Raw genomic sequence first — 11,595 nt, forward strand, 5'->3', positions numbered from 1 at the left:
GCTCCCCTTTTCATTATGGCGGTTGCGGGCAGCCCCTTTTCGGCGCCATCTGATAAAGCTGCGCCGGATCAATGCTCTAAGTGGAAAAGGGGGCTGAATGCAGTCGACGCATGTTCGAAAACGGCAACGCTTCCTCGAGCGGCTGCCCCTGTTTGCGGATCGGCCCGCCGTCGCGCTGGCGCTGACGCTGATCATGAGCGGCGTGGCAATCGCGCTGCGCTTCGCCACCGATACGCTGCTGCCCTCCGGCTTTCCCTATGTCACCTTTTTCCCGGCCGTCATCCTCGTCTCGTTCCTGCTGGGCGTGCGGATGGGATTGGTGTCGGCGGTACTGTGCGGCCTGGTCGCCTGGTATTTTTTCATCCCCGAACTGGGCAGTTTCCGGCTGCAAGGATCGGGCCTGGTCGCGCTCGCCTTTTACGCATTCGTCGTCGGCACCGACATCCTGCTGGTGCATTTCCTGCAACAGGCCAATGTCGGTCTGGCGGCCGAGCGCGAGGTCAGCCGCTCGCTGGCCGAAACGCGTGCGCTCCTGTTCAACGAACTTCAGCACCGCGTGTCGAACAATCTGCAGGTTGCGGCCGGGCTGTTGTCGCTTCAGCGGCGCGGCGTCGCCGATGTGCAGGCGCAGGCCGCGCTGGACGAGGCTGCTCGCCGGCTGGCGCTGATCGGCCGGATCAGCCGACAGCTCTATCATGCCGACGGCGCCGCCCGTTCGCTGCACGAATTCCTGAAACCGCTCTGTGCCGATATTGTCGAGGCGAGCGGCCAGACCGGCATCGAATGCCGGATCGAGGCGGAACAGGATGCCGCCGTTTCGCCGGATCAGGCGGTGCCCCTGGCGCTGATCGTGGCGGAGGCGATGGCCAATGCGATCGAACACGGCTTTGCCGGGCGAGATGCGGGCATGATCCGCGTGCTGCTAAGCCGGGATGGGAGTGGGCAGATGCAGGTCGATGTCAGCGACGACGGCCACGGCCTGCCCGATGGCTTCGATCTGGCCAACAGCGACAGCCTGGGCCTGCGCATCGCCGCGATGCTGGCCAGGCAACTGAACGGCACGTTCGAACTTTTCGCGTCCAGCGGCACGACCGCCCGCCTGGTCCTGCCCGCCTGAACGGAACGAAGCGGCGCTTCCCGCGCTTGAGGAAGGATATCCCCCAAGACGGAGAAGCAGCATGGACGACGCCCGCATCTGGTCCTTCGAAGAAAGCCTGTGGACCGGCGATGCCGATCACTACCGCGAATCGATCGATGCCGAATGCGTCATGGTCGTCCCGGCCGAACCCCATGTGATGACCGGCGAACAGGCGATCGCCGCGGTCAGCGAAACGCCGCGCTGGGCACAGGTCACCCTGTCCGACCGGCAGGTGATGCGCCCGCAGGAAGGGCTGATCGTGATCGGATACAAGGCCGTGGCATCGCGCGGCGATGGCGAAGCCTATACCGCCTGGTGCACCTCCACCTATCGCCGGCTGGCGCACGAAGAATGGCGGGTCGTTCAGCATCAGCAAACGGTACCGCCCGTCGCCTGATCAACCTTCGCTCCTGAGCGGGCGGGCGAGCAGCGCGCCGATCACGTCGGCCACGTCCGCCCCGTTCAGCAGCGCGCAGACCGCATCGACCACCGGCATTTCGACCCTGGCGGCGCGGGAGGCCTCGGCCAGCACCGGCGCGGTGGATGCACCCTCCGCCACCGTCCGCCGGTCGGTCAGCAAATCGGCGGCCCGCCGTCCCTGACCAAGGCCAAGCCCGAGCGAGAAGTTGCGGCTGCTGGTCGATGAACAGGTCAGTACCAGGTCGCCCAGCCCCGACAGTCCGGCCAGCGTTTCCGCCCGCGCACCCAGCGCCAGGCCGAACCGCGTCATTTCCGCAAAGCCGCGCGCGATCAGCGCGGCGCGCGCATTCTGGCCCAGCCCCGCCCCCTCGACAACGCCGCACGCAATGGCGAGTACATTCTTGACCGCGCCGCCCACCTCCGCCCCGGTCATGTCGTCGGTGACATAGGGGCGGAAGGTCGGCAGGGCGATCAGTGCGGCCAGATCCCGGGCCAGCGCCGCATCCGCCGCCGCCAGCGTCACCGCCGTCGGCTTTCCCGCTGCGACTTCATGGGCAAAGGTCGGGCCGGACAGCACGGCGATCGGTGCACCCGGCACCGCTTCGGCGGCGACATGGTGCATCAGTTTCAGCGAGCCTGCCTCGATCCCCTTGCTGCACAGCATCAGCGGCGCGGCGATCGGGGGCAACCCGGCCAGCACGCCGCGCATCTGCTGGGCCGGGGTCACCACCAGCACGGCGCGGCAATCCGCCAGCATGGACAGCTCGCCGGTCATCGCAATGGCCGGGGACAGCGCGACGCCCGGCAGATACAGGTCGTTCTGGCGCGTGGTCGAAACCGCGTCGATCACCGCCGCGTTGCGCGCCCACAGCCGCACGTCGCGCCCCGCCATCGCTAGCACCTGCGCCAGCGCGGTGCCCCACGCGCCCGCGCCGATGACGCCGACGGGCGCGCTCATGCCTTCACCCCTGCGCCGCGCACGGGCGCTGCATCGGGATCCAGCGGCCAGCGCGGCCGGGCGGGCAGGTCCAGCGGATCGGTCAGCCCGGCGGCGAACCGCTCCGCCCCGGCCCAGGCGATCATCGCCGCATTGTCGGTGCACAGCCACAGCGGCGGCGCGACAAAGGGCAGGCCATGCGCCGTCGCCAGCGCCTCCAGCGCACCGCGCACCGCCTTGTTCGCCGCGACGCCCCCCGCCACGACCAGCGCGGTTGGGCGCGCGTTGCCATCCATGATCCTCCCCTGCAAGGGGAGGTGGCGCGCGGAGCGCGACGGAGGGGTGTCGTCCTCACGATGGCTTGTCACCCCTCCGTCAGGCCTGCGGCCTGCCACCTCCCCTTGCAGGAGAGGATCGGCAGTGGCCGCGGAAAACACCTTGCCCAGCGCGATGCGGGTGCGATCGACCAGGCAATCGACCGCTGCCTGCTGGAACGATGCCGCAATGTCCTCCGGCCGATGGCGCCCAGATTCGACCGCGCGCAGCACCGCGCTTTTCAGGCCCGCGAACGAGAAATGCGGCTCGCCCGTGCCGACCAGCGGGCGGGGTAGCGGCACGGCTTGGGGATCGCCCATTGCCGCCAGCCGCTCGACAGCCGGTCCGCCGGGGTAACCAAGGCCCAGCAGCTTGGCCGACTTGTCGAACGCTTCCCCCGCCGCATCGTCGATGGTCGTCGCCAGCCGCCGATACTGGCCGACGCCCTGCACCAGCAGCAACTGGCAATGCCCGCCGGACACCAGCAGCAACAGATAGGGAAAGGCCAGATCCGCATCGGCCAGCCGCGGGCTGAGCGCATGGCCCTCCAGATGATTGACCCCGATCAGCGGCTTGCCCGCCGCCAGCGCCAGCGCCTTGCCGGTGACGAGACCCACCATCACCCCGCCGATCAGGCCGGGTCCGGCCGTCGCGGCAATGGCATCGACATCGCCCAGCGTGACGTTTGCCTCGGCGAGCGCCTGTTCGATCAGCGGCCCCAGCATCTCGACATGCGCGCGCGCCGCGATTTCGGGAACCACCCCGCCATAGGGCGCGTGCGCCGCCTCCTGCCCCGCCAGCTTGTGCGCCAGGATGCGGCGGTCGCCGGTCACTAGCGCGGCGGCGGTTTCGTCGCAGCTCGATTCAAGACCCAGGATCAGCATGGCTTTCCCTTAGCCCCGCCACCCGCTAGCACAAGCCATGGCTCTCTCCGCTCCCTTCCGCCTCGGCACGCGCGGCTCCCCCTTGGCACTCACTCAGGCCAACATGACCCGCGCCGCGCTGATCGCCGCGCATGGCTGGGATGACGCGGATGTAGAGATCGTCGTCATCAAGACGACCGGCGACCGGGTTCAGGACCGGGCGCTCGCCGAAATCGGCGGCAAGGCATTGTGGACCAAGGAACTGGACCGCGCGCTGTTGGAGGGCGAGGTCGATGCCTGTGTCCATTCGATGAAGGACGTGGAGACGATCCGCCCGACGCCGATCGCGCTTGCCGCCATGCTGCCGCGCGCCGATGTGCGCGACCGGTTGATCGGGGCGGACAGCATCGATGCGCTGAAACCCGGCGCGGTAGTCGGTACCAGCTCGCCGCGCCGCGCGGCGCAGCTGCTCAACCTGCGGCCGGATCTGTCGATCACGCTCCTACGCGGCAATGTCGACACCCGGCTGGCGGCGGTATCGGGCGGCACGGTGGATGCGACGCTGCTGGCTGCTGCCGGGCTGGAACGGCTGGGCAAGGCCGATGGCACGGCCGTTCCGCTCGACGTGATGCTGCCCGCCCCGTCGCAGGGGGCTGTGGGCATCGAGGTGAGGGGGGAGGACGAACGCTCGCGCGCGATCATCGATGCGATCAACCATGCCGATACCTGCATTTGTGTCGGAGCAGAGCGGGCGATGCTCGCGGCACTGGGCGCGGATTGCCATTCGCCCGTCGCCGCGCTCGCCCGGATCGAGGGGGATCAGGTGGTGCTCAAGGCCCAGCTGTTCAGCATGGACGGCGCCGAAACCGTGGCCGGACAGGCCAGCGGTGCCATCGGCGACATCGCCATGTCGGAGGCGCTGGCCGCCGACCTGCTCGCCCGCGCGCCCGAACCCGTCGCCCGGCTGTTCGCGGGGCAATGATCCGGCCCATCGCCGTGCTCCGCCCGGAACCGGGCAATGCAGCGACGGTGGATCGGATCGAGCGGGCGGGGCGGCGCGCCATCGCATCGCCGCTGTTCGGGGCAGAACCGCTGGCATGGTCCGTGCCGGACCCCATCGCCTTTGATGCCATCGTCCTGACCAGCGCCAATGCCGCGCGGCTGGCCGGGCCGGGGCTGGGCGCCCTGTCGCACCTGCCCGTGCTGGCGGTGGGGGAGGCGACGGCGGATGCGGCGATTGCGGCCGGGCTGAACGTTTCGGCGACCGGCGGCGGCGATGCCGAGGCGCTGGCCGAACTGGCGATCGAACGCGGCATCCGCGCCGCACTGCATCTGGCTGGCCAGGATCACCGCCCCCTGCCACCGGCGGTCGTGCGGGCGACCGTCCCCGTCTACCACATGGTGCCGCTGACCCCCGATCTGGCCGCGATTATGGGCGCCATCGTCCTTGTCCATTCGCCTGCGGCCGGCGCGCGGCTGGATATGCTGGTCAGGGAACAGGGGCTGGACCGGACGGCGATTGCCGTCGCAGCGATCAGCGAAAGCGCGGCGGCCGTTTGCGGCACCGGCTGGGCCGCGCTTGCCGTTGCCGCCCGCCCGCGCGAGGCGGCACTGCTCGACGCCGCCCTTGCGCTGGACGATTGACCCGGTGCGGCGCGACGGGGATAAGCGGGCATGATGATGCCGACCAGCGATCCGATCAGCCCGTCGTCCGTACAGCCCGGCCGGGCGTCGCGCGGCGGCTGGCTCGGTGTGCTCATTGCCTTTGTCGCCGGGCTGGCCGCGATGGCGGCTGCGTTCTGGTATTTCGGGCCGCAATTCGATCGCTGGCGCAATCCGGCCGATCAGCCGGCACCCTTGCCCAGCCCGGCGTCCGACGATCCCCAGCTTGACCCGGCCCAGCGCAACAGCCGCGTCGCTGCGCTGGAGGCGCGCGAAACCGAACTGGCCGAACGGATCGCCGGGCTGGAACAGCGATTGGCCAGCGTCGACACCGACACCCGCCTCGCCTCCAGCTTTGCCAGCCGCGCCGAAAGCCTGCTGATCGCCTTTGCCGCCCGCCGTGCCATCGATCGTGGCCTGGCGCTCGGTTATGTCGAGGGGCAGCTGCGCACGCGTTTCTCCGCGTCCGAGCCACAGGCGGTTTCCACCGTTGTCGCCGCCGCGCGCGAACCGGTGACGATCGAGGAGCTGCGCGCCGCGCTCGACACGCTCGCCCCGCGTCTGCTGGCACAGGGCCGGTCCGAAAGCTGGTGGGATGCGCTCCGCCGCGAACTGGGCCAGCTGGTTATCGTCCGCCAGGAAACGGCCCAGAGCACGCTGCCCTCCGACCGGCTGGCCCGTGCCCGCCGCCTGCTGGATGCAGGGCAGGTTGAGGCCGCGCTGGCAGAGGTCAGCCGGATGCCCGGCGCATCCGATGCCAGTGCCTGGATGGCAGCCGCCGGCCGCTTCATCGAGGCGCGTCGCGCGCTCAATGCCCTGGAAACGGCGGCGATCCAGGGGCGGGTGATCGCACCAGCACTGCCTGCCACGCCTTCCCTGCCCAGCGCCCCTGCGATAGAGACGCCCGCAGAACCGGTGCCGGTCCCCGGCACCTGAACAAGACGATACAGGAGCGGATGATGGCCGATATGGGCCGTTTCGACTGGGCCGATCCCTTCGGCCTGGATTCCCAGCTGACCGATGAGGAGCGGATGGTGCAGGGTGCTGCCCGCGCCTATGCGCAGGAACGGCTGCTGCCGCGCGTCACTCGCGCATTTCTCGACGAAAGCTTCGACCGGGCGATCATGCACGAAATGGGCGAGCTTGGCCTGCTCGGCCCGACCATTTCCCCGGAATATGGCGGCGCTGGCCTGGGCTATGTCGCCTATGGCCTGGTCGCGCGCGAGGTGGAGGCGGTGGATTCGGGCTATCGCAGCGCGATGAGCGTGCAGTCCAGCCTGGTGATGCACCCGATCAACGCATATGGGTCCGAGGCGCAGAAGCGGAGATATCTGCCCAGACTGGCCAGCGGCGAATGGGTCGGCTGTTTCGGCCTGACCGAGCCGGATGCGGGCAGCGACCCGGCGGGGATGCGCACCCGCGCCGAAAAGACCGCCAACGGCTATCGGCTGACCGGCGCGAAGATGTGGATCACCAATTCGCCCATCGCCGATGTGTTCGTCATATGGGCGAAATCGGACGCGCATGGCGGCAAGATCCGCGGCTTCGTGCTCGAAAAGGGGATGGCGGGCCTGTCCGCGCCGAAGATCGAGGGCAAGCTGTCCCTTCGCGCCTCGATCACCGGCGAAATCGTGATGGACGGGGTCGAGGTGGGCGAGGACGCGCTGCTCCCCAATGTCGAGGGGCTGAAGGGGCCGTTCGGTTGCCTCAACCGCGCGCGCTACGGCATCGCATGGGGCACGATGGGCGCGGCCGAGGCGTGCATGAACGCCGCCCGCCAGTACACGCTCGACCGGCACCAGTTCGGCCGGCCCCTCGCGGCCAATCAGCTGGTGCAGCTGAAACTGGCCGACATGCAGACCGAAATCGCGCTGGGGCTTCAGGCCGCGCTTCGCGCAGGGCGGATGTTCGACGACGGTACGCTCGCGCCAGAGGCGATCAGCATCATCAAGCGCAACAATTGCGGCAAGGCGCTGGCCATCGCGCGCCAGGCGCGCGACATGCACGGCGGGAACGGCATTTCCGCCGAATTCCATGTGATGCGCCACGCGATCAACCTGGAAACGGTCAACACCTATGAAGGGACGCATGACGTCCATGCGTTGATCCTGGGCCGGGCGATCACCGGCATCGCCGCCTTCTGATGACGGCGATCCCCGATCGTCAGCCTGTGCTGGAGGGCGAGCTGGTCCGGCTCCGCCCGACGGTCGCTGCCGACTACAACCCGCTGTTCGCCATCGCCAGCGATCCGCTGATCTGGGAAGTCCATCCGGCGCACGACCGCTGGCAGGAACCGGTGTTCCGCGCCTTTTTCGATGTGGGCCAGGCATCGGGCGGGGCGCTGACCATCCTCGACCGGGCGACCGGTGCGGTGATGGGGTACAGCCGCTATGACAACTGGCTGCCGCACGCCGACGAGATCGAGATCGGCTGGACCTTCATCGCCCGCGCCTATTGGGGCGGCACCTACAACCGCGAGATCAAGCGGCTGATGCTGGATCACATCCACCGATATGTCCGCACCGCGACATTCATGGTGGGCGCGGACAATATCCGCTCGCGCCGGGCGATGGAAAAGATCGGCGGCGGCTTACGCCCCGGCACCCAGGACCGGGTGATGGCGGGCGAAGTAAAGCCGCATGTCGTGTACGAGATCGCCCGCCCGTGAAGCCGCTGGCCGGGGTCCGCGTGCTCGAACTGGCGCGCATCCTGGCCGGGCCATGGTGTGGGCAACTGCTCGCCGATCTTGGGGCGGAGGTCGTCAAGGTCGAGCGGCCGGGCGCAGGCGACGACACCCGCCACTGGGGTCCGCCCTTCGTCACCGGGCCTGACGGCGAACCCCTCGATGCCGCCTATTTCCACGCCTGTAATCGCGGCAAGATCAGTCGCTTCATCGACATCACCACGCCGGATGGCCGGGCGCAGGTGCGCGCGCTCGCCATGGAAAGCGACGTGGTGATCGAGAATTACAAGGTCGGCGGGCTTGCCCGCTACGGGCTCGACCACGCCAGCCTGAGCGCGCTCAACCCGCGCCTGATCACCTGCTCCATTACCGGTTTCGGCCAGACCGGCCCCTATGCCCCGCGCGCCGGCTATGACTTCATCATCCAGGCGATGGGCGGGGCGATGTCGATGACCGGCGAGCCGGATGGCGCGCCGCAGAAATCGGGCATCGCCTATGCCGATCTGTTCACCGGCGTCTATTCCGCCGTCGCCATCCTTGCCGCCCTGCGTCAGCGGGATGCGACGGGCAAGGGTGCGCATATCGACATGGCGCTGCTCGACACACAGGTTGCGGTCCTCGCCAATCAGGCGCTGAACTGGATGGCCAGCGGGGTGACGCCGCACCGGGCTGGCAATGGCCATGCCAATCTCGCCCCCTATCAGGCGTTCGAGACGGCGGACGGGGCGCTGGTCGTCGCGGTCGGCAACGACGCGCAATTCGCCCGGCTGTGCACCGTGCTGGGGCTGGAGGGGGTGGCGGCTGACTCCCGCTTCGCCACCAATCCCGCCCGCGTCGCCAACCGCGCGGCGCTGATCCCGCCGATCGCCGATGCCATCCGGGGCTGGCGCAAGGCGGATCTGTACGAAGCGCTGGAACGGGCCGGCATCCCGGCCGGGCCGATCAACACCATCCCCGAAACCTTTGCCGATCCGCAGGTCGTGGCACGCGGGCTGGCGATCCGCCCCGACGGCCTGCCGGGCCTGGCCAGCCCGATCGTCATCGACGGACAGCGCATGGTGGCCGATGGGGCAAGCCCGGCGCGGCCTTATTCGTCGTAAAAACGGGATCCGATGATCCGTTCGTCCCGAGTAGCCTTCGAGCCTGTCGAGAAGGCGTATCGAGGGACAGCATTGGCGCCTGTCTCAATACGGCGTCTCGTCTTCGCTTGACGCCTACTCGACACGAACGGGATGGGGGGTAGCGTCGGTCTCCACCTCCTCGCCCCGCATCTCGGTCAGCACCTGCCACCCGGTGATGAACAGCGCCGCCGCCAGCGGGCCGACGACGATGCCGCTCAGCCCCAGCGCCTCGATGCCCCCCAGCGTCGTCACCAGGATCACCCAGTCGGGGATGCCGGTGTCGCGTCCGACCAGCAATGGGCGCAGGATGTTGTCGACCAGCCCGATCAGCACGACGCCCGACACGACCACCACCACGCCCTGCCAGATCAGGCCGACGGCGAACAGATAGATGGCGACGGGCACCCAGATGATCGCCGGGCCGATGGCGGGCAGCAGCGAGGCGATGGCCATCAGCACGCCCCAGAGCAACGATGCGGGCAGGCCGACGATCCAGAAGGTGATCGCGCCCAGCGCACCCTGCGCCAGCGCGACCAGCCCCGACCCCTTGATCGTCGCGCGCACCACGACGACGAACCGTTCGGCCAGCCGGTCGGCCACGCCCCGCTCCAATGGCAGGGCGCGGACGACCGACGGCCCGATCATCTCTCCGTCACGCAGCAGGAAATAGGTGACATAAAGGCCGACGCCGAACACCAGGAAAAAGGTCGCGGCATTGGCCCCGATCGACAGCGCCTGCCCGGCCAGCATCGACGCGCTCTGGCTGACCACGCGGGTCAACTCGGCCCGGGCGCGCTCGAAACTGCCATATCCGGCGCTGTCCAGCCAGCTCTGGATGCGTGCAGGCAGCGCATCGTGCACCTGTTCGAAATAGACCGCGAAATTGATCTGGCCGCTGCGAATCTGGTTGAACACGCCCGCTGACTGATCGACCACCATCGTCGCGATGACGATGGCCGGAATGACGACGGCAACGGTGATGATCAGCAGCGTGACCGATGCGGCGATGTTGCGGTGCCCGGGCCACCGCGCCAGCGCCCGCTGGAACATCGGCTGAAACAGCAATGCCGCCAGCGATGACCAGAGCAGCGCGCCCATAAAGCCCGACACGATCAGCACGAACCCGATCGTCGCCAGCGCCAGGAACAGGAACAGCCCGCCCTGTTCTACCTTCCCCCGGTCGATGGTCACGCGATCCGCTCGCCGTTCAGCAGCCGGGGCAGCTTGCCGCTCTCGCCGCGGGCCTCGGCCATCAGCCGGTTCTTGATCGGGGGCAGCTTGTCGATGGCGCTCATCCCGAACCGGCGGATGGCAGACGCGGCCTTGCCCGGCACGCCATAGATGCGCGTCAAGCTGTCGGTCGCCAGCGCGACGAGGAAAGTGTCGAGACCACGCCAGCGCTGATACCGGTCGAGCAGCTGCGGGTCGCCCAGATCGAGGCCCAGTCGCTTGCCCTCCACCAGCACCTCGGTCAGAGCGGCGGCATCGCGAAAGCCCAGATTGACGCCCTGGCCCGCAATCGGGTGGATGCCGTGGCCCGCATCGCCGACCAGTGCCAGCCGCTCGGCCGTGATCCGCGCCGCATGGTGAAAGCCCAGCGGATAGCTGGATCGCGGCGCAAGACCCCAGATTTTGCCCAGCACGCCGCCCATCCGCTTTTCCGCCTCCGCCAGATAGGCGCGCTCGGACAGCTTCAGCATCCCCGGCGCCTCGGCCGCCTCCACCGTCCAGACCAGGGCAGACCGGTGCCCGTGTTCGTCGTCCAGCATCGGCAGGATGGCGAACGGACCTGCGGGATAGAAAATCTCGAACGCCACATTGTTATGCGGGATTTCGTGATGGAATGCGGTGATCATCGCCACATGGTCGTACGACCAGCGGGCGACCGGGATCGCCGCCGCCTCGCGCGTGGGGGACGGGCGGCCATCCGCTCCTACCAGCAACGCCGCGCGAACGCTGGTCCCGTCGCTCAAGGTCGCGGTGACGCCGTACGGTCCGCGATCGACCTTGACCGCGCGAGTCTTCATCCGCTGATCCACCAGCGCTGCGTCGCGTGCGCCCTGATAGAGCGCGGTCTTCAGCCGCCAGTTCTCGACCATGGTGCCCAGCGCATCGTCCCCGCCCTCGGTCAGGAAGTCGAGCGTGCCGCGTGCCAGTCCGTCGGTCGCGCGGATCGCGGTGATGGGGCATCCATGCTCGGCGATGATGCCGGTAACCCCGATGGCCGACAGCATCCGCCAGCTCGAACTCGACACCGCCGATGCGCGTCCGTCGAACGACGCGGCCAGGATCACCTCCGGATCGGCGGGGTCGACGACGATCGACGACAGGCCATGCGCATCCAGCGCGATGGCGAGCGCGCTGCCGACCAGCCCCCCGCCAAGGATGAGCACATCTGCGGTGGCGGTTGCGGCGGCGCCGTCGGTCTGTTCCATGGCGCTTCATCTAATGCGGCG

The 11,595-nt window shown here is 68.7% G+C and carries 12 protein-coding genes; 8 read left to right on the forward strand and 4 right to left on the reverse strand.

The window, feature by feature from the left end; all coding sequences use genetic code 11:
• Nucleotides 1-97 precede the first annotated feature (97 nt).
• Together ACPVPU_RS03540 and ACPVPU_RS03545 are read left to right on the forward strand one after the other, a co-directional pair.
• Entirely contained in the window at nt 98-1,117 is a 1,020-nt protein-coding gene (locus tag ACPVPU_RS03540) for a sensor histidine kinase (RefSeq protein ID WP_448659559.1), read from the forward strand.
• A gap of 61 nt (nt 1,118-1,178) precedes the next feature.
• Nucleotides 1,179-1,535, forward strand: a complete 357-nt coding sequence (locus ACPVPU_RS03545; protein ID WP_448659561.1) for a DUF4440 domain-containing protein — start codon at nt 1,179-1,181, stop codon at nt 1,533-1,535.
• Here ACPVPU_RS03545 and ACPVPU_RS03550 read toward each other — a convergent pair whose 3' ends face one another.
• The gene (locus ACPVPU_RS03550; RefSeq protein WP_448659562.1) at nt 1,536-2,516 is read right to left on the reverse strand and encodes an NAD(P)H-dependent glycerol-3-phosphate dehydrogenase; all 981 of its coding nucleotides are present in this window, start codon (nt 2,514-2,516) and stop codon (nt 1,536-1,538) included.
• Complete coding sequence (gene tsaD, locus ACPVPU_RS03555) at nt 2,513-3,694, reverse strand: tRNA (adenosine(37)-N6)-threonylcarbamoyltransferase complex transferase subunit TsaD (RefSeq protein ID WP_448659564.1); 1,182 nt, start codon at nt 3,692-3,694, stop codon at nt 2,513-2,515. Before tsaD ends, ACPVPU_RS03550 begins: the two co-directional genes overlap by 4 nt.
• A gap of 37 nt (nt 3,695-3,731) precedes the next feature.
• On the opposite strand from tsaD, the gene hemC reads away from it, so the two are divergent.
• The 6 genes from hemC to ACPVPU_RS03585 are packed head-to-tail and all read left to right on the forward strand — an operon-like array spanning nt 3,732 to nt 9,118.
• A complete protein-coding gene (hemC, locus tag ACPVPU_RS03560) occupies nt 3,732-4,655 on the forward strand; it encodes a hydroxymethylbilane synthase (RefSeq protein ID WP_448659565.1) in 924 nt (307 codons plus the stop codon).
• Nucleotides 4,652-5,317, forward strand: a complete 666-nt coding sequence (locus tag ACPVPU_RS03565; protein ID WP_448659566.1) for a uroporphyrinogen-III synthase — start codon at nt 4,652-4,654, stop codon at nt 5,315-5,317. The genes hemC and ACPVPU_RS03565 overlap by 4 nt, the downstream gene beginning before the upstream one ends.
• A 30-nt stretch (nt 5,318-5,347) precedes the next feature.
• Nucleotides 5,348-6,271, forward strand: a complete 924-nt coding sequence (locus tag ACPVPU_RS03570; RefSeq protein ID WP_448659567.1) for a hypothetical protein — start codon at nt 5,348-5,350, stop codon at nt 6,269-6,271.
• A 23-nt stretch (nt 6,272-6,294) separates the two neighbouring features.
• Nucleotides 6,295-7,479, forward strand: a complete 1,185-nt coding sequence (locus ACPVPU_RS03575; RefSeq protein WP_448660402.1) for an acyl-CoA dehydrogenase — start codon at nt 6,295-6,297, stop codon at nt 7,477-7,479.
• A complete protein-coding gene (locus ACPVPU_RS03580; RefSeq protein ID WP_448659568.1) occupies nt 7,479-8,003 on the forward strand; it encodes a GNAT family N-acetyltransferase in 525 nt (174 codons plus the stop codon). The genes ACPVPU_RS03575 and ACPVPU_RS03580 overlap by 1 nt, the downstream gene beginning before the upstream one ends.
• Nucleotides 8,000-9,118, forward strand: a complete 1,119-nt coding sequence (locus ACPVPU_RS03585) for a CaiB/BaiF CoA transferase family protein (protein WP_448659569.1) — start codon at nt 8,000-8,002, stop codon at nt 9,116-9,118. The genes ACPVPU_RS03580 and ACPVPU_RS03585 overlap by 4 nt, the downstream gene beginning before the upstream one ends.
• Before the next feature lie 114 nt (nt 9,119-9,232).
• Here the strand turns inward: ACPVPU_RS03585 and ACPVPU_RS03590 are convergent, their stop codons facing one another.
• Nucleotides 9,233-10,330, reverse strand: a complete 1,098-nt coding sequence (locus ACPVPU_RS03590) for an AI-2E family transporter (protein WP_448659570.1) — start codon at nt 10,328-10,330, stop codon at nt 9,233-9,235.
• Nucleotides 10,327-11,574, reverse strand: a complete 1,248-nt coding sequence (locus ACPVPU_RS03595; protein WP_448659571.1) for a UbiH/UbiF/VisC/COQ6 family ubiquinone biosynthesis hydroxylase — start codon at nt 11,572-11,574, stop codon at nt 10,327-10,329. The genes ACPVPU_RS03590 and ACPVPU_RS03595 overlap by 4 nt, the downstream gene beginning before the upstream one ends.
• Between the last annotated feature and the right edge of the window lie 21 nt (nt 11,575-11,595).

It is taken from the genome of Sphingomonas paludis (genome assembly GCF_053502515.1).

What these genes read in the sequence shown, in the direction of transcription:
- tsaD (WP_448659564.1), bottom strand. Translation starts at nt 3,694, where the DNA reads ATGCTGATCCTGGGTCTTGAATCGAGCTGCGACGAAACCGCCGCCGCG.
- ACPVPU_RS03550 (WP_448659562.1), bottom strand. Translation starts at nt 2,516, where the DNA reads ATGAGCGCGCCCGTCGGCGTCATCGGCGCGGGCGCGTGGGGCACCGCG.
- ACPVPU_RS03570 (WP_448659567.1), top strand. Translation starts at nt 5,348, where the DNA reads ATGATGATGCCGACCAGCGATCCGATCAGCCCGTCGTCCGTACAGCCC.
- ACPVPU_RS03595 (WP_448659571.1), bottom strand. Translation starts at nt 11,574, where the DNA reads ATGGAACAGACCGACGGCGCCGCCGCAACCGCCACCGCAGATGTGCTC.
- ACPVPU_RS03580 (WP_448659568.1), top strand. Translation starts at nt 7,479, where the DNA reads ATGACGGCGATCCCCGATCGTCAGCCTGTGCTGGAGGGCGAGCTGGTC.
- ACPVPU_RS03575 (WP_448660402.1), top strand. Translation starts at nt 6,295, where the DNA reads ATGGCCGATATGGGCCGTTTCGACTGGGCCGATCCCTTCGGCCTGGAT.
- hemC (WP_448659565.1), top strand. Translation starts at nt 3,732, where the DNA reads ATGGCTCTCTCCGCTCCCTTCCGCCTCGGCACGCGCGGCTCCCCCTTG.
- ACPVPU_RS03565 (WP_448659566.1), top strand. Translation starts at nt 4,652, where the DNA reads ATGATCCGGCCCATCGCCGTGCTCCGCCCGGAACCGGGCAATGCAGCG.
- ACPVPU_RS03540 (WP_448659559.1), top strand. Translation starts at nt 98, where the DNA reads ATGCAGTCGACGCATGTTCGAAAACGGCAACGCTTCCTCGAGCGGCTG.
- ACPVPU_RS03545 (WP_448659561.1), top strand. Translation starts at nt 1,179, where the DNA reads ATGGACGACGCCCGCATCTGGTCCTTCGAAGAAAGCCTGTGGACCGGC.